Origin of the sequence: Methanosarcina baikalica, from assembly GCF_031461075.1 — an archaeon.
Classification (GTDB): Archaea; Halobacteriota; Methanosarcinia; order Methanosarcinales; family Methanosarcinaceae; genus Methanosarcina; species Methanosarcina baikalica.
The window spans coordinates 1-17,940 of sequence record NZ_JAVKPK010000039.1 but is presented as its reverse complement, the minus strand read 5'-3'; the positions used below and the strand labels follow the sequence as shown (position 1 = coordinate 17,940).

General features: G+C 42.1%; 14 protein-coding genes. 7 read left to right on the top strand and 7 right to left on the bottom strand.

Translation table 11 applies throughout. The annotated features are described in order from the left end of the window. Positions 1 to 306: 306 nt before the first annotated feature. Positions 307 to 1,761 (bottom strand): OB-fold nucleic acid binding domain-containing protein, encoded by a 1,455-nt coding sequence (locus RG963_RS10240; RefSeq protein ID WP_310576172.1) that lies wholly within the window; start codon positions 1,759 to 1,761, stop codon positions 307 to 309. A gap of 1,210 nt (positions 1,762 to 2,971) precedes the next feature. Between RG963_RS10240 and RG963_RS10235 the strand changes: the two genes are divergently transcribed. Continuing rightward, positions 2,972 to 3,595: an RNA 2'-phosphotransferase gene (locus RG963_RS10235; RefSeq protein ID WP_310576186.1), complete on the top strand. Its 624-nt coding sequence runs from the start codon at positions 2,972 to 2,974 to the stop codon at positions 3,593 to 3,595. A 155-nt stretch (positions 3,596 to 3,750) separates the two neighbouring features. On the opposite strand, the gene rtcA is transcribed toward RG963_RS10235, so the two are convergent. From rtcA to RG963_RS10220, 3 genes are all read right to left on the bottom strand, one after another. Further along, the gene (gene rtcA, locus RG963_RS10230; protein ID WP_310576171.1) at positions 3,751 to 4,746 is read right to left on the bottom strand and encodes an RNA 3'-terminal phosphate cyclase; all 996 of its coding nucleotides are present in this window, start codon (positions 4,744 to 4,746) and stop codon (positions 3,751 to 3,753) included. A gap of 22 nt (positions 4,747 to 4,768) precedes the next feature. Beyond that, on the bottom strand, positions 4,769 to 6,244 hold the full coding sequence (locus tag RG963_RS10225) for an NAD(P)/FAD-dependent oxidoreductase (protein WP_310576170.1): 1,476 nt from the start codon (positions 6,242 to 6,244) through the stop codon (positions 4,769 to 4,771). Positions 6,245 to 7,106: 862 nt separating this feature from the next. Then, positions 7,107 to 7,319 carry a hypothetical protein gene (locus RG963_RS10220; RefSeq protein WP_310576169.1) on the bottom strand — a complete coding sequence of 71 codons (213 nt, stop codon included), beginning with the start codon at positions 7,317 to 7,319 and terminating at the stop codon, positions 7,107 to 7,109. Positions 7,320 to 7,630: 311 nt separating this feature from the next. Between RG963_RS10220 and dnaG the strand changes: the two genes are divergently transcribed. Further along, positions 7,631 to 9,193, top strand: coding sequence for a DNA primase DnaG (gene dnaG / locus RG963_RS10215; protein WP_310576168.1), 1,563 nt, complete (start codon positions 7,631 to 7,633; stop codon positions 9,191 to 9,193). 452 nt (positions 9,194 to 9,645) lie between these two features. Further along, the gene (locus tag RG963_RS10210; protein WP_310576167.1) at positions 9,646 to 9,924 is read left to right on the top strand and encodes a UPF0058 family protein; all 279 of its coding nucleotides are present in this window, start codon (positions 9,646 to 9,648) and stop codon (positions 9,922 to 9,924) included. Here RG963_RS10210 and rimI read toward each other — a convergent pair. Beyond that, positions 9,908 to 10,438 carry a ribosomal protein S18-alanine N-acetyltransferase gene (gene rimI / locus RG963_RS10205; protein ID WP_310576166.1) on the bottom strand — a complete coding sequence of 177 codons (531 nt, stop codon included), beginning with the start codon at positions 10,436 to 10,438 and terminating at the stop codon, positions 9,908 to 9,910. The two genes, RG963_RS10210 and rimI, sit on opposite strands and share 17 nt — an antisense overlap. A gap of 202 nt (positions 10,439 to 10,640) precedes the next feature. Then, on the bottom strand, positions 10,641 to 12,521 hold the full coding sequence (gene arcS / locus RG963_RS10200; RefSeq protein WP_310576165.1) for an archaeosine synthase subunit alpha: 1,881 nt from the start codon (positions 12,519 to 12,521) through the stop codon (positions 10,641 to 10,643). A 262-nt stretch (positions 12,522 to 12,783) separates the two neighbouring features. Here arcS and RG963_RS10195 point away from each other — a divergent pair, with 262 nt between their 5' ends. From RG963_RS10195 to RG963_RS10180, 4 genes are all read left to right on the top strand, one after another. Beyond that, a complete protein-coding gene (locus tag RG963_RS10195) occupies positions 12,784 to 14,154 on the top strand; it encodes an FAD-binding oxidoreductase (protein WP_310576164.1) in 1,371 nt (456 codons plus the stop codon). Between the two features lie 5 nt (positions 14,155 to 14,159). Then, positions 14,160 to 15,311 (top strand): (Fe-S)-binding protein, encoded by a 1,152-nt coding sequence (locus tag RG963_RS10190; protein WP_310576163.1) that lies wholly within the window; start codon positions 14,160 to 14,162, stop codon positions 15,309 to 15,311. Positions 15,312 to 15,589: 278 nt separating this feature from the next. Continuing rightward, the gene (locus tag RG963_RS10185; protein WP_310576162.1) at positions 15,590 to 15,847 is read left to right on the top strand and encodes a hypothetical protein; all 258 of its coding nucleotides are present in this window, start codon (positions 15,590 to 15,592) and stop codon (positions 15,845 to 15,847) included. A 25-nt stretch (positions 15,848 to 15,872) separates the two neighbouring features. Next, complete coding sequence (locus tag RG963_RS10180) at positions 15,873 to 16,154, top strand: hypothetical protein (RefSeq protein WP_310576161.1); 282 nt, start codon at positions 15,873 to 15,875, stop codon at positions 16,152 to 16,154. Positions 16,155 to 16,670: 516 nt separating this feature from the next. Here RG963_RS10180 and RG963_RS10175 read toward each other — a convergent pair. Next, on the bottom strand, positions 16,671 to 17,492 hold the full coding sequence (locus RG963_RS10175; protein ID WP_310576160.1) for a hypothetical protein: 822 nt from the start codon (positions 17,490 to 17,492) through the stop codon (positions 16,671 to 16,673). Positions 17,493 to 17,940: the final 448 nt, after the last annotated feature.

Sequence of the window (17,940 nt, the reverse complement as noted above, 5' to 3'; positions counted from 1 at the left end):
TCTCGCAGGAAATTTTTCAGAACCCCCTTGTTTCCACTGGAGGCTTTTGCTGAGAATGAAAAATATCCAATAATCCGGAAAAATTATTAAGAAGAGGTACAGAAGAAAAGTATGGTTTAGAAAATATATTTATGCAGTTTAGAAAAAACGTAAATTATATTTGTAATGCTTTCTATTTTTCTCACAGGAAATTTTTCAGAACCCCCTTGTTTCCATTGGAACCTACTTACTCAATTTTTGCCGTGGAAATTCGCAGGTTTAAGGAATAAATAAAAAGCAAAAGCCGGATGAAAAAAGGAGGAATAATTAAAGCATAATCACTCTGCTCCGGTTCCCAATACTCAGCTCGATTTCTTCATTCAGACCATACTTTGCATACGCGTCAATGACCCGGATTTCGGAGTCAATATCAAGATCCTCGATCACATATGCTTGCTCTCCCCAGAGAGTAAGCCTAATGCTGCCTGTTTTGTCTTTAAGTTCGAGATTTGCAACCACACTTTCGGTTCCGTCTTCCCTCTCAAACTCCCGAAGTTCTCCAATTTCGGAAACCTTACCCTGGATTGAATAGCTTTCTCCGGGGATAATATCAGCAATATCCGTAAACTTTTCCCTGTACTCAACTTCTTTTTCAGTCTTCTGGATGATCCCTCTGGCTCCCAGGTTCAGTTCCACCTGCTGGTTAAAGGTATTTTCTCGAGAATAAGTATGGAGTACTTCTATGGTCTCATCAAAATCCACTTCGTCCAGAAAACTGGTTTTTTCATCCCATAATGTCAGCCTGATTTTGCCTGTGGAATCACCCAGAAGGAGATTTCCTATTCTTCCTGTAGACCCGTCTTTTTTCTCAAAGGTCCGGATTTCCGCTATATCAAGTACCCTTCCGGAAATGTTAATATTATCCATATCAGCCTTGATATCTGCAATCGGGGTAAATTCCTCTTCGTACTCGACCTTTTTCTCACTTTTCCTGATAATACTTCGGTTTCCCACCTGCAGTTCAACTTTCTGAGTAAAGGCGTTTTCCCGGGCATAAGCATTGATTAGCTCTACAGGATCTCCACATTTTATCTGGTTCAAAAACTCTGTTTTTTCGTCCCAGAGAGTGACTCTGAGTGTGCCTGTAGCGTCTCCAAGCAACAGGTTTCCTACCTTGCCGCTGCTGCCGTCTTTTCGCTGGAAGGTTTTTACTTCTGAAATTTCCAGGGCTTTTCCTATCAGATTCAGGTCTCCCATACCGTCCTTTACATCTTTTATCTTCTGGCTACTCGCAGCCACATCGATTTCTTCTTTACTTTCGGTCAGTACTCCATTATTTCCTATATTGACTTCCACTCCTGAATATCCCTGCTTCGCATATCCGCTGAGCTGGAGAGTTTGTCCTACCTTGACTTTTTCAGCTTTTATCAGGTCTGCCATATTGTCCCAGAGAGTTACCCTTATTTTACCAGTCTCGTCTCCGACGATCATATTACCGACTCTACCTATGGTCCCGTCGTTTCGAGTAAATTCTTTAGTATCGAAAACTGAAACGACTCTTGCAACAAAATTAACCGGTCCGCTTTCGGCTGTAATGTCTCCAATTTTCGCAGTGTCCCGACCCACATCCGAAAATCCAAGTTCGTTGGCAACCAGCATGGCAGCCATAGGCTCATCGCAAAGCCCTCCCATATTCTCGACCTTTTCCTGGACACGCTGCAGGAAGTCTTCCTTACTGATCACATGGCTGAGCTTTTTATAGATCGATTCAATATCTGTCATATTATCCCCTTTAATTTATGATTTTTATCTTCAGTATTTGCTATTCGCCTCAATTCTCATGGAAATACCTGTTAGTGACTGTTATTATGCTGAATCCAGTTCCGGTATTACAGCGTAAAATTCAAAAATTGTTTTATGAGAGTAGTAGATTAGGTTAAGAGATCTGAGCATGGTTATGGAAATTCAAAATGTTTCAGGTTAAGTTTGAGGTGAAATTTTAGATTATAGTTTTGAATGTAGATATTTACACTAATTCACTCAGAGTTTATAATCGCGAAGGTAAGGAAACTGTACCCCTATTTTCTTCCGAGTTGTAGGTGCTTTCAGTGTTCTAATTCACTAAATACACTACAACTTGAAGGGCACGGAAAACTCAATCTAGACTCTACACCCACGGAAAACGCTGAAAACCTGGACATCTCTGTGCCCATATTTCCTATATTCCTTATCTTTCGCGGTTAACCTTTTCGTTTGAGATCGATGAAGGAGATTGGGTAATTGGCTGTAAATGTATTCTAAACTTTGTGATCTTTTAATGGATTTATTATAAGAAAAACTGTAGATGGAGTACTTTGACAAGTCTTTTTTATTCATTTTGATTTTAAATTCCCATTATTTTATTTTTTATTTTTTATGTTCCTTTTGTCTCTGCCGCAGCACCCACTCTATTGGCAGTGCAGTGGTCTTTACCAATATAAGGCTTCTGGATTGCAGCTTGACACTGCATTTGAAATTAAATTCATACACAGTGCTTGAAGAGACTGCGGAACTGAATTTTAACTGGAAGTCGAAAGATCAGAATCTGCTTTTCAGGACAGTGCTTTATTTAGCGCTTGAAAATGAAGGCCGGATAAAAATACTTCATATTTACGTGCTACGGTATGCAAGACGTCCTACTAAAGATTACCGTATGCCCTGTGAAAGTATTTTTTAACAAATCCGACAGTATTAATAAACTGTGCTCATGCTCCTCTGGTGCTGACTGGTTTGATGCAGGTAAATGAAATTCATTTCCTTTCAAATATGACAAATATACCCTCCATACTTCTCGTTCCTATTTTTACCAGCTCCAGGGGAGCTTCTTATTCTACAAAGTGCTTGGAAACAATTCTAAGGCAGACAATCGTTGATACATAGAAAATTTCTAACTCCGTATCTTTGTCAAAACAAAACCTTATTTATGGTAAAGTTTCATTATGTACGTGATATCATGATTCGAAAATGCACTGAGCACGGCTATTTTAGAGGAGGCAGCTGTCTGCAGTGTAAACGCCCTGGTAGATACCTTCTGGATGACGGAAGAGAGGAAAAGCTAGGCAGGTTTGTATCAGGCACTCTCCGGCATTTTCCAGCATCTGCGGGAGTTGAAATGGACAGGTGCGGTTGGGTGGATCTGAATGCTTTCTGTGACGTCATGAGAAAGCGGTACAACTGGATGAGGAAAGAATACCTTTATGCCCTTGTAGAATCTGACGAAAAGGGTAGGTATGAGATCCGGGAGTCTAGGATCAGGGCACGTTACGGGCACTCCGTCAATGTTGACCTGGACTACAAGGAAAGCAATTTCCCATACCTGTATTATGGGGCAAGCCCTGAGGAAGTCGACGTTCTTCTGGAAGACGGAGTTTTCCCAATAAAACAGCGATATGTCCATCTCAGCACTTCTTATGAAAAGGCTGCAGAAGTAGCTCTTATTCATACTGAAAACCCTCTTATCCTTCAGATCGACGCTTTGAAAGCTCAGGAGGATGGGGTTTCCCTCAAACTTGCAACCGATTATATTGTACTTGCGGAAAAGATACCTCCTGAATACATTTTTGTCGTTGAAGACTGATTTTAAAGGTTTCCCGGCAAATTCTTTTCGGTACTTTTCCTTTTCGTCTTCATTTTTAATTTCTTTTTCTTCCCTCCTTCTTCCTATTTTTTCTTCTATCTTTTTTGTTCCTCTCTTTTTTCGATTTTTCTTTTCTCTGTCTTTGCTTTCTTCTTTTAATTCACCGATACTTCAAAAATGTCTTCCTTTTTCTCTATCCTGAATTTGACATCAAGAAACTGTTCGGTAACCCAGATATTTGTCGCAGCATGGGGAGAGATTTCCCGGACAGTGTAAGAACTGTTTCCTGCAAGAGCCATATATGGTATTAGCTGGTCTGCCAGATGCATGTCCACAGAAGCTCTTGCTTTAAGTTCAGTGATAACTTCTTCTGCAGCACGTTTGCCGACTTTCTCTGCAGGAAGTCCTCTTTCACCAAGCGCACTCCCACCTATATAGCCTGTCCAAAGAGTTATTCCACTTCCAGTGGAAAAATCTTCAAAAGATTGGGTTTCGATCCGGGAGGAATATTCGGCTTCCAATAATCTGGCACTGGCGGCTTCTGCCTGGCGTAAAGGCACATGAGCCGGAAGGTTCGAAGTATGAGAAATCCCTTTAATTTCTTCCTCTTCTTTTAAAAAGTGAAATCCCCAAAGCCTGCACGGCTCAAAAAAAGCTGAAACTTTTCCTCCCCCCTTCGGATAGTAACCACGTTTCTCCAGGGTTACATAACCCGCATAACCCAACCGCTCCAGAGCCCTAAAAGTTACCTGCTGCAGGTAGTCCACTGTCGGAGCCCATGCTACATCAGTTCCCCCTCTTACCGTGAGTTCTACCTTTTCTTTCGCAAAAGGCAGGGCAGGCATAAGGCACTGGAGGAGCAGGGTTATGCTCCCTGCGGTCCCAATATCAATGTCATACTTACCCCCCTTTATTTCCATTGGAGCAAAGGAAAGCTCTGTTGAGCCTGGAAAAAGCCCCGAAACCCTAGCCTCACAGATACTGGCTGTAACTTCCAGAGCTTTTAAATGCTGCTGTTTAAGGCCAGGATTTGGTCTGTTTCTCCTGATATTCGTGACTCTGATCTCTTTTCCCGTGACTGCGGAAAGAGCAACAGCCGTTCTGACTAATTGTCCTCCTCCTTCTCCGTAGGAACCGTCAATTTCTAACACTTCCTTCCCCCACATTTTCATCTTACTTTATCTTGTTGTCTTCTTTTTCCTTGATGTTTCGGATTGCGTCTTTTACAGCCGGCCGGAGAGGGTCCACAAGCATGGAGACAGGCGGAGCGTAACAGGTTTCCAGGCTAAGGAGGTCCCAAATGGTAGCTTTCTTTCTCACTGCAAGGGAAAGAGCATCGATCCTTTCTTTTATTCCCTCTCCTCCGGCAAGCTGCGCACCCACCAGAAAATCATCTTTGAACAGGAGTTTAATGTACACATCTTTTCGGCCTGGGAAATAGGAAGCTCTTGTGCGTCCATGGGAAAATCCTGTAGTCACTATTATTTCATGGCTTTCAGCCTTTCTTGAGGTAATCCCTACCCCACCAAATTGCAAATCTCCTGCCACGGCTATCCAGGGGTCTGCAAGGGGCCCGAAAGTAGTATGCTTTCCAGTGATATTGTTTCCGATTATGTCGGCCATTCGCCGGGCTGTTGTGCCCAGTTGACTTAGTCTGGCTTCCCCTGTTACAAGGTCTGTTATTTCCACACATTCTCCACCTGCATACACACAGGGAAGGAATTTCTCTCCTGCCTTTACCTGGAGCATTTCGTTTACAATCATTCCTCCGGCTTTTCCAATTTCAATCCCGGCTTCCAGGCCGAGGGAGATTTCAGGTTTTACCCCGCTTGCAATAAGCACAAGATCTGCAGGAAACTGCCTATTCCCTACATGTAGAGTTTTTTCTTTCCAAAAGCTTTCAGGAAAGACCACAGGCTCCCCGGAAACGACTTCGATTCCCAGACCTTCCAGATGTTCCCTTATTATTTCAGAAATATCGGGATCAAATTGCCTGGAAAGCAGGCTTTTGCTTCTGGTTATGAGGAAGGTTTTAATTCCCCTTTCTGCAAGCGCCACCGCACATTCTATTCCTATTGTCCCACCGCCTATGATACAAACTTTCCCCGCAGTTTCCAAAGCTTTTTCAAAAAGTATTCCATCAGCAAGGCTTCTAAGGGTAAAGATCCCACAAGGGAGAATATTTTTGCCACCGGTTCGAGGTATAAAAGGCAGGCTGCCTGTTGCAATCACGAGTTTGTCAAAAGGATAAACCCCTTCCCCTGTCCGGACAATTTTCAAATCCAGATCTATTGACCTGGCACCCTCGTTTAGCCTGATATCTATCCTGTTTTTCCTGAAAAAATCCTGGGGCTTCACTATCAGTTTTTCGAAACTGTCAATTTCCCGGCCTAGAACAAAAGGGATTCCACAATGACTGTACGCGGTATGGGAATCCCTCGAAAGTAAGGTAATTTCAAAATCGCTCTGTCTTCTAATTTTGGTAGCAGTTGCCATGCCACAGGCTCCCCCTCCTATAATAACCACTCTTTCAGGACTTTTTTTTTCAAGGTTATCTGCGGGCACTCTTTTCTGAGATTCTCCCTCAGCCTCTGCTGCTTTCCGGATGTCATCGCCTACAGCACTTTGTGTGCCAAAATCGCTTCCCATACTCTTAATAATGGTATTTCACGCCTATTATAAGTATTTAAAGGCCGAAAAGCTTTCAAGTTTCTGGATAGGGAATTTCTCAAAGCAATTTCCAGGTGGGTCTGAACGAGCGAGTTTGGGAGTGGGGGGTTAGTACATAAAAAAGTTTCTATGCCTCGCCCGTTCAATTTTTTACAAGTCTTTTGTTTTATATATACTTTTCTAAATTTTTCCAGTTTATTATTTTTTACAATTTCTAAATCTCTTCTGGAGTTGTTCTGAAAATTTACTCTTTTCAAAGATATCGGGCACGAAAAAATGACTTGAGTTTAATGGAACTTTTTAAATAACCACAAAGTTCTTAAAGCCTGCAGGCATTAAACATATGAATTTAAAATATATGATGTACAGTTCCTTCTTTTGCCGAAATTCCTTTGGAGGCGGGCGGGATCTGTTCTGTCAGGTTATTTCATAAACTAACAACTTTATCTACTCATCATTGCTAAATTCGTAAAGATAATCCAATGTAACTAATTCACATGCAAATGTAATAAAAACTTCAGATTTACTGCATTATCACTCAGGGCTAAGATAAATCATTTAATTCAAAACTAAATTCATAAATTATCACCCATGAAGTAAAAGTCAAAAGTGCTCTCAATAAACCTGATACATATTTCACTTACCGCTTTACCACTTATCATTAGGGAGTTCCTTGTTTATGGAACAGGGCATTTGGCACCTTCTGGCTGCTCGTGCTCGGATTACCCGTTTTTCGGGGGTATTTCTGGAAAAACTTGAGTTATCAGGCTCATTGAACGATAAACACAGATTTTGGCTTCTGGTTCTGAAGTTTATTTCAGGGCCGCGATAAGAACTTATGTTAGGGCGAGGGCTTTCGGGCAGGTATAGAAAGCCTCAGGGACATCGCAGGTATTATTGTCTGCCCCCCGGATCGAAAGCCAGGAGCATCTTTGGCTAAGAGAGCTTTAAGCCAGGTTAACACACGCCTGGAACTTTGCTTAGCTCTCATAAAGTAAGAGCTTCCATCAGTAGCTTCACTTCTGGCATTCTGCCGGATCAAGTCTCCTGGCATAAGCAATAAATAGGAATCGCAGGCAGATTCGGAATTTTCTTTCCGATTATAGTCGTCTTTAATTCTTAAATCTGTCTCTTCAAGGGTGTATTCTCCCTGACTAGGTCTGAAATCTGATTTTTACTATTTTTGCATAGTCTAGACCTTTACGAATTTTCAGAGTATAAAGGATAGTTTGTATTATCAGGAGACTGTCTGGATCATAATCCGGAAGAACAGTCTGTCATAATTGTTAGGTATAAACTTCCTGTGGGAAATAGTTTAAAAAATTATCATGATAAATCATTCACAATAGCTAAAGGAGAATTTACATGCAAAATACGGATACTACAAAGTATATCATTCATTCTAAAATTAATGCTGATGGGGTAATTGAACGTCCTGATATCGTAGGTGCGATCTTTGGCCAGACCGAGGGACTGCTCGGGGCTGATCTTGATTTGCGTGACCTGCAAAAGACCGGCAGAATTGGCAGAATCGAGGTAATGGTTACTGCTAAAGGAGGAAAGACCAAAGGAAATATCTTTGTTCCCTCAAGCCTTGATAAAGTTGAGACATCCATTCTTGCTGCATCTCTTGAGACCATTGACAGAGTGGGGCCTTGCAGCGCTAAAATTGAGGTTTTTCAGGTAGAAGATGTAAGAGCTGTAAAACGCAAGAAAATTATCGAAAGGGCAAAACTCATTTTTACTAAAATGTTTGATGAGACCGTGCCCGAATCTCAGGAACTGGCTGATGAAGTCCGGCAGTCCGTAAGGGTTGACGAACTTACTTATTACGGTAAATCCAGGATTCCCTGTGGGCCTAATGTGCTTAACTCAGACGCTATCATTATTGTTGAAGGCAGAGCTGACATTCTGAGCCTACTCCGCTATGGTATAAAGAATACTATCTGTGTAGGTGGAACAAATATTCCTCCTGAAGTTGCAGAGCTTACCAAAAAGAAGACGGTAACTGCTTTTACGGACGGAGATCGCGGAGGGGAACTCATTATACGCGAACTCCTGCAGGTAGCAGATATCGACTATGTTGCCCGCGCCCCAGATGGAAAATGCGTTGAAGATCTTGTCCAGAAGGAAATCATCAGAGCTCTCCGTCGGAAAGTTCCTGTAGAACAGATTATTGAGAAATACGGGCTCCAGGAAAGGGAAGGCGAAGAGGGAGCCTGCAGGATAGAAAGGAAGAGAAAGATGAGGGCACCTGAAGTTGTCCCCAGGATTGCTGAGAAAAAGCTGCATAAGCGTGTTAAAGTACACAGAGTTTCCTCAAAGTCTGATCTTTACGAAGATGAGCCGCCGGAAGAAGAAACGGGAGAAGTAATCTCTGAAAGAGCTTTTGAAAAGATACCTGAAAAAGTTCCCGAAAAAACTTTTGAAAAGGTCTCTGAAAGAGTTCCTGTGATGGCAGAAAAAGTCGAAGCAAGACATGTCGTCGCAAAATCCCCGGCTTCTTCAAGGGCAGTTACTGCTACCAGAGTCCCCAGGGGAAAGCCTCCAGCTGAAAAGATCTCAGCCGTGAAAGTCCCAGGGGGTGAGGCAGTCAGGGTCTCTCCTGCCCCGGTAAAGACGGTTCCTGTTTCTTCTCCTGAAGCCGTCAGGTTCAGGCCTCATGTTGAAGCTCTGAAAGGGACTCTTACGGCCAGAATTCTTGACTCCGAAGACAAGGTAATAGAAGAAATTGCAGTCCGGGACCTTGCCACGAGGTTGAAAACCTATAAGGACAATATCCGGAGTGTAGTCTTTGATGGCGTGATTACCCAAAGGCTTGTTGATATTGCTTCAAGTAATGCAATTAAGAACCTTATAGGTGTAAAAATAGGAAACATTGCCAAAGTACCTGCTGATATGGAAGTTTTGACCTCAAGCATGCTCTGAAAGATCTTTACTTCTTTCAGTTTCCTTTTTCTATTTTTCAATTTATCTTTTTTTTCAAGATGTCACTCTCTTTTTTGTTTCTCTTCTTAATCTGAATTTTTTTATTTTTTCATAATTTCACTTTCTTCCTACCGTAATTGCCTCTTCTCTCATCGATTTTCTACAACTGGTCTCCTTATATTACTCATTTCCTTCTAAAGTCAACCATCTCCTGACGATTGTCTTATCTATAATATTTATTTATGAAACCTCTGGAATCACTACGATTTGGCATTATTTCACACTAAGGTGCTAAACTTCACACTTTCTGCCATAATCCTTCATTATTTATCATACACATTATATGAAAAACTTTATCATAGAAAACTAGGAAATAAGTTTCCTCGGGTAATTCTTTTATCCGATTCAAGATAATATTAAATTGATCTTGTAAAATTGTAGGTCTGTTCGCTATGCACAAGGAAGAGCTCATACAACTGCACACATATATGGCCCAAATGAAGAGGTACTTTGAAAGGCACGGGGTAACGCACGAATTCGATGATTACAAGGCTTTATCCATAAGCCCTGTACATATTCACCGGAGTAAGGCAGACCACAAGCGCGCAATTTTTATTTTAGGAGGCGAGCTTGCAACCCTTATGTCCCGGGATGATCCTATCTTTGAGGAAACGTCGGTCCAGATGAGGGAATCTCTTAATTCCGTCATCAAGCTCATGGGTAATAACTGATCAGGCCCCTGAAGGTAGTAAATAATTCGTTGTCTGAATATATTGGTTCAAGATATTTTTGTTTTGAAATCAGGAGACGGTATGGGTGAAGGTGCATTTTCATCACCATACCATCCTCTCCATCTGAGTAATAATTTTTTTCGGTCCAGCAGGGTACAAATCCTATGGATCTGTACAATTTTTGTGCTCCTGTATTACTAATTCTTACTTCCAGTCTTGCGTATTTAAGCCCGTTTGCAACAAAGATGTCACAGATAGCATGGATCAGTCCAGTACCTATTCTCCTTCCCCGGTATTCTTCTTTGACACCAATGGAAAAAATATGCCCTTCGTTTTCTGCGGAACGGTAGCCCACGACGTACCCTACGACTTTTCCGTCTTGCTCCGCGACAAGGAAACTGTCTCCTACCATTTCGTAAAAACTCATATACACGAGGGAATTATGCTCCGAAAAGGCCTCTCTTTCAATTTCGACCACTTCCTGGAAGTCTTCAGGTGCAAAACGCCTTATCATAATATCTAATATATTCCTGCCATTTTATTATTTCTTCGTGAGGAAAGTGTCCCTTTCTGGAATCCTGCAGTTCGGATTTCTCATAAATCTGTTTCCTAATTCATGGTACAGAGTTCAGGATAATCCAAGCTGGCAGCATCAGGTCCAAAGGTTCTAAATGTATCTTTTATAGTTTACTTATTTACTTTAAGGATCAGCTTCCTCAGAGTTTCTTAACGTGCCGGATATCCACCGCAACTCCTCTACTGGATTCCACCATCTCCTTTCCGCTCATCGCGGCCCGGCCTACACAGAGAGCTTTTTTCCCAATGACAATTACTTCATCATTTGGCCTTATTCCCGGGTCTGCTTTTATTACTCCAGGGGCAAGAATAGAACCACGTGGGATAAAATCATCAATTTTTACCATGTACTTCTCACTTTTTACCATCAGTTCCGCCCCTTCGAGGGAAAGGGCAAGCATTCCGTACTGAGGAACCAGAGTTGCAAGCTGTTTTTTCCCGTCAAAGAGCTGGTGCTTTGGGAAACGGCCTTTGACCGCAAGTTTTCCAGCTTCTTCAGGGAAAAGAAGTCCGGCATCTTCTCCAAACTGATAATCTGCAATTGCTCTCAGGAAATTCTTTTTCCCCTCTTCAGCATTTAGGCTTTTCTTGCTGAAATTTTCGGCCGTGCAAAGAGATTCAACCGTATTCTTAAGATTTGAAAGGGCCTCCATAGACACGAGGCTTTCTCTGGCAGTGTAGACTATTTCGATACCCAGTTTGCTTGCCACTCTTTCACAGATTTCCCTGTATGCCCCTTCTACGTGGGCAACCACTGCCTTATACCTATATTTTGAGAGATAAGCCTCAAGGCAGCCGGAAACCCAGGCTTTCTCTTCTTCGTCCCAGTGCCCTGTAACCGCAGTGTCATAATGGGATGCAGGGTATGTAAGTTCCAGTTCTCTGGGCACTATTCCAAGAGGTGAGGTTAAGATCACTTCATGGATAAACTTCCGATATTTTCCAAGGGCTAGAATGAATTTCTGATGGGATTGGGAAGTGGAATAAGGTTTTCTGGCCGCACACGGGAGGAGCAAGAGGATATCAAGATCAGGAGGTGTATATCTCTCCTGTACGCGCCGTGCGAACCTTACCACTTCTATTCTGGATAGGGCTTCAGAAGTATCTGCAAGGAGCTGGTTTTGTCGGAAAGCAGGAACTCTTTCCTCAAGGTAAGAATATTCGAAATCCCCAAGCCTGAGCAGAGCTGTGAGCCAGGGCCTGACCCTGCACTGGCCTTCAACATATTCCCTCAGCGTCCCTGCCCGGATTTTTTCCCGCACAAGAGAAAGTTCGGCTTCGAGAGCATCCCTGTTATGAGCTGAAATGAGCTTTGATCTTTCGATTTTCGAGAGCTTCCGGACCTCTGCGGGCCTGGTTGCAGCACATACCCTGCATCTGCAGGGAAACTCTGTCAGCGAATCAAGATAAAAACTGCCTGCTGCTGTTAGATAGATGTCTGAATAGGCTGCAATTTCTGCCCTGGTATCATCCAGAATATCGATTCCGAGATAGGCCAGCATCGCTATATTTTCAGGAAGGGCCAGATTGGGAGCGTACAGAGCTGTATCCGGGGGTATCTGGCTTTTGAGATCTATCACTGTCTTCAGAAATCTTCGTGCATTATTTTCCAGATTCCCGGCCCCTTCTATTACATACAGGTCGGTTTTCTCAAGCTTTCCTCCTTTTCTTAGAAGAGAACCTGTTGGGCCTTCATCTTCAGGGTTTTCACTATTGATGGCAGTAAATGTTTTTGCTTTCCCGACTGATTCGGCTGGAATGGCAGGTGGATAAGCCTGATGCGGCAGGAGTATGAGAGTCCCGTTTCCTGCTTTTTCCCGGATCTGGTTTACTTGTGCTTCAAGTTCTGCCTGGGATTTTGTACCCCAGAAGCTGCCTGCATCAACAACAGGGCCCGGGCTTTCGAGGTTTCCAAGCTCTGCTGTATTAAGAATGCAGGGCGTGAGAAGTTCGGAAGATAGCAGGAGTTTTCCTATCCTTGCTGCTCCGTCTCTCTGTTCTATCTCAAAGTACTGTGTCATGTTTGTCCTCTTATGTCTATCAGAATGTAAAGGTTTGTCCCGTATTTTTTCCTGAAAGTTTCTTTTACTGCCTGCTTTCTTAGAGCTGAAAGGTTCTCTTCTTTACGTTTTGTTTCTCAGTGGCTTTTCAGGAGGAAGAATGATGGTATATTCTTATATATTATTAATCTTGATTATCTGCTGCAACTCACCCCTTATTGATCTGTCTCCAGCCGTGGCAGAAATTCTATTTTCACATCTGAATTCTAATTTGAGGTCTATAATGGATATAACTGCAGAACTTCGAAAAATTGTCGGCTTGCGGCTCTCGGTCTCGCCTTCGGAACTTTATTGTTACTCTTCTGATGCATCCCAGGTCAAGGGAATGCCTGATTACGTAGTACGCCCTAAAAGCACGGCAGAGGTAAGCCGTATTGTCAGGCTTGCTTATGAGAATAATATTCCTGTGACTGCAAGGGGAGCAGGCACCGGACTTGCAGGTGGGGCAGTCCCTGTTAGGGGGGGTATCGTGCTGGATATGTCGGGCATGAACCGTATTCTTGAAATCGATATTGATAACATCCAGGTGATGGTGGAGCCTGGAATAATTCAGGACGCTTTAAATGACGCGCTAAAACCGTATGGGTTTTTCTTTCCTCCCAATCCCGGCAGTTCAGCTATGTGTACTATAGGGGGCATGATAGCTTATAATGCAAGTGGAATGCGCTGCGTTAAATACGGTACCACGAGAAACTATGTCCGCGATCTGGAAGTAGTTCTTGCGGATGGGACCATTATCCATACAGGCTCAAAAATGCTGAAATCTGCTGCAGGCTACGATCTGACTCAGCTTATTACAGGCTCGGAAGGCACACTCGGGATTGTCACGAAAGCCAGCCTGAAAATAGCGCCTCTCCCGAAAACCCGAAAATTGGTTATCGCCTCCTTTGAAAATGCAGAAATTGCAGGGCAAGCGGTTGTAAAAACGTTCTCAAACGGGGTCATCCCTTCAGCCTGCGAGATTCTGGATAGAGTTTCTCTGCAGGTTCTCAGACGTTACGATCCGAAACTCGTGCTCCCTTCGGAAGGGGACGTTCTTCTCTTCGAAGTTGACGGCACTGAAAGCTCGGCACGTGAAGCTGCAGAGCAGATAATGGAAATCTGTTCTCCCCTGGCTCTTTCCATAAAGCTTGCGGAAAGCGAAAATGAAATGGCAGACATCTGGGCGGCCAGGAAACTTGTAGGGGCCGCAGTTTCCCGTCTGGACCCTACAAAAACCCGTATTTATGTCGGAGAAGATGTGGGAGTTCCCATAAAAAAGGTTCCAGAACTACTCAAAAAGGCACAGGAAATTTCAGAAAAATTCAACCTGCCTGCCATGAAGTACGGGCATATAGGAGACGGAAACCTGCACCTTGCCCTCTTTATTGATGTCCTGAATAGAGATGAGTGGGACCGCCTGAACAAAGCCGCAGACCTGATTCACAGGACAGCGATTGAACTTGGGGGCACAGTCAGTTCCGAGCATGGTGTAGGTGCAGCCAGGGCTGAGTACATGGAAGCCCAGTGGGGCTCCGCCCTTGAGGTGATGCGTGCAATCAAAAAGGCCCTTGACCCGAAAGGCATACTGAATCCGGGCAAATTGGGGTTGTGAAAACCATGAAAAACGAAGGAAAAAAGGAAACTGAGCAGGCAAAAGAGCTGGATAAAATTGAAATAAGAGAGGAAAAAGGAAAAGAGAAGCTCTTTGAAGTTGACCGCAGATCGGTTTATAAATGCGTGCAGTGCGGAACCTGCCGCTCTGTCTGCCCTGTCTTTGACGTAGTGGGCTGGGAATCTGCTAACACGCGCGGCAGAATGCTCATTATAAAAAGCCTTCTCGAGGGCACTCTCCCTTCCGAAGATGTACTCCCAAGCCTTACTTCGTGTACAACCTGCGGGATCTGCGCTGCTAAATGTCCTGCCGGAGCAAACCCGCCAGAAATTGTGGAAGCTGCCCGTGCCCAGCTTGTGAAATGCGGCATTACAACTGAAGCCCAGGAAAAATTAAAGTCGGCGGTCATGACATACGGCAACTCTTTAGGGGAAACAGAGAACCGCAAACACTGGCTTTCCAAAATAGAACGCTCACAGCTGCCTGAAAAGTCGGATTACGTCTATTTCGTGGGCTGCTTTGATTCTTACCGCTACCCGGAGTTTGCAAAAAAGACATTTAAAATCCTGCAGCGCTACGGAGTAACTCTCTTGCCTGATGAACAGTGTTGTGCTTCTCCTCTTCTGCGTACCGGATTCAGGGAAGACGCAGAAAAGATCATGGAACACAACCTTGAGCAGATAATACAGGTAGGAGCTCACACAATTATCACAAGCTGTGCCGGCTGTTATACAACTCTCAAAAATAATTATCCAGGGGAGTTCCGTGTCATCAGCCTTCCCGAATTTCTTGCTGAGCATCTGGATGAACTCAAGCTGAAGAAACTTGACCTTACAGTCACCTATCATGACCCCTGCCACCTGGGCAGACACAATAAGATTTATGACGCTCCGAGGAAAGTCATCCAGGCAATCTGCACCCTTAAGGAAATGAAAAATATCAAAGAAGATTCCCGCTGCTGCGGTGGCGGAGGTGGGGTAAGAATGGGGTATCCCGATATCTCCCTTGAACTTGCCAGAAACAGGCTTAAAGACATACCAGAAGGTGTGGACTACATTGTTACCTCCTGCCCTCTCTGCGTGAGAAACCTCAGGGACGCAGGCGGAGATATCGAGGTCATAGATATTATAGAACTCGTGGCGATGGCGATGGAGTAATTTAACTGCTTTCGGGTTTAGCTATTTGTGAATTTAGATGCCTGTGTCTCAATTGATTTTTACTGTGGGCCGACTTTATCCGGCTCGACTCATTCTTTTTTCTGCTCCTGAGAAATAGTTTTATCTTTCAATTTTATATTTCCGGATAGAGCAATAGAAAATTCTCTGTCTTCTGTTAACTGCGTATAACAGTATATTTTTATCTCCGTAAAACGACTCTTGTTTACTGAATTTTTAACCAGATATAAGTTTTAGAATCAGATTAGGAGAATAGAATCATGAGTTGTAGACCTATAACACTTCGTAATGTTTCGCTTGATACTTTTAAATGTATGAAGAAAAAGCTTCAAGACTACGGCATCCATGTTCCCCCGGGAAACAGAGGAGAACTTTCTGGCAAAGGGATTACTGCGGATTTTGAATGGGACGGAATGTCCAATCTTACCATTACAATCACGGAAAAGCCTTTTATCGTCAACTGTGAGGTAGTAGCCATGAAAATAAAACATTTCGTAAAAGAGTGTCAAGGTTCGTAAAGGAAATCTGGAATCGGGATGAAATATGGGCGAAAGAAAACTGGATACTGAAGGCTGTCAGGGAATTAAGTTTAAAAATGTGACTCCAGATATGTTTTCCTGCATGAAGAAAAAACTTCAGGCCTGCGGGATCGAAACTTCACCCGGAAACTCCGGGATGCTTGAAGGAAACGGAATAGTTGCCAGTTTTAGCTGGGATGGTGAGGCAAACCTGATAATTGAAATCAAGGAAAAGTCTCTGAACACTTATTGCGGGCAGGTAAGCGGAAAATTCAGGGCTCTCCTGCGCGAGTGCCAGGGATTTTGAGGAAAATCCTGCTTTTGATATTACAAAGCTATATCATTGAGTGACCTCTGCCTTTCAAATTCTAATAGTAGTTTTCTAATTCTCTGGTCGTCCCCTGATACAGGATCGGCGTTTTCAGGATAAAATACCCAACGTGACTTTTGATTGCGTTTTGATGTTTTTGCAACACGATGACTTTACAAACGCTAAACTCACGGAAGAAGAACGAGGGTAGACGTTATTACGATTAGTGTGAGGTAATAACGACGGAATACAAATGGACGATCAACATAGCTACAAAATATTAAAACGTAGCTGTTTTTAGCTTATATGTCACTGAATAGCCTGAAAAATTAGCTCAAAATCAACAAAGTAGCTACCTTTTATGAATAAACGTTCGTATATTGAAGATCTTGAAAATAAAGAAAAACGAGAGTTTTAGTATATTGTTGTTTCTAAAATTATGAGACTAAAACTTTCAAAACGAAATAATTTTAGGATAAAACAAAACCAGTGAACTTTTTAATTTTAGTTTTTTTAGATAGTAGTTCGTTCTTTTAGCATGTTTTTATAATACTCAATATCTGTATCTATTGTTTTCAGAATTGATAGATATAAGGTAGAAGCTCTGACGATTTTCTTATTTAGAAGTGTTTCCCATTGTTCTGGAGTAAAAATTTTTCCCACAAGTTTGTGTAACTTAGCGTTTTCAACCACTTCTTCAGTTTGACCCTCATTTTGTATATGTTCATCAAGAGCTTTAGTTACTTCGTCTTCAATAAGCACTCCATTTCTATAAATAAGATCTATAAAATCATTTAAAATAGGGCTTAAACTTTCAGATGCCAAATACAAATAAGGTAGGAGCTTATTTAGTTCAGCTTTAAGTAAAGGAATCGTCTCTGTAGATAGAGGACTTTTATCACTAATTTTATAGCTATTCAATATGATTTTTAAAGGGTAGTATAATTTTTCGAGTCTCATTTGAATATACATAATCTCATGTTCTTTCTTTGATTGTGTAATTTCTTCTTTAGATAGTATATTTGCTTCTTTAGATTGTATAATTGCTTCATTAGATACTGCTATAGATTTTTTTGATTGTTTAACTAAATTTCCTGTTAGAATAACATACATAAAAGTGAGAAATGCCATTAATAAGCCACTAATTAGATTAACATACATTCCTGCAAGATCGTTGTTATCAATGTATTTGGTGCTATTATTTATAAGCAAATGATTTTGTGTTAAAATAGCACTTATTATTAAGTACGGCGTAACTACTACAAGCAAAAACAAAAATAAAGTAGTTACAATTAGCTGCCACATTAAATTGTTTTCTATTTTATCTGTAGTCATTCGGATCAGTTCATCTATTTTCCTACACACAATATTATAATACACATAATACAATTTAAATTATATGTAAAAGATTTAATTACAGCAGAAAGATTAACTAAACATTTGGGTCAAAGCGCACAACTTAAGACCTTATGAAACTTCTATTAGGCCTAATGGGTGCATAGCTGCTACCAAATGCAAAGTAATTTCCAGAGAATAGATGTACTCAAAATAAGGATCAAAAGCTGACAGTGTCAATTATATACCTATTACAAAAATCTATTTTATGCCAATAAGCTACTGACACTAGATGACCTCAGGACCTTAAACCACTGATTTGTAGCCGCATTAATTCATATGGACTTTTAAATTTTGATGCGAAAAAACGAAATCTGTTGAGCTTATTGCTAGTTAATATTAGAAGTTACTTTGCACTTGATGACAGCTACGCTCCCATTGGGCCAAT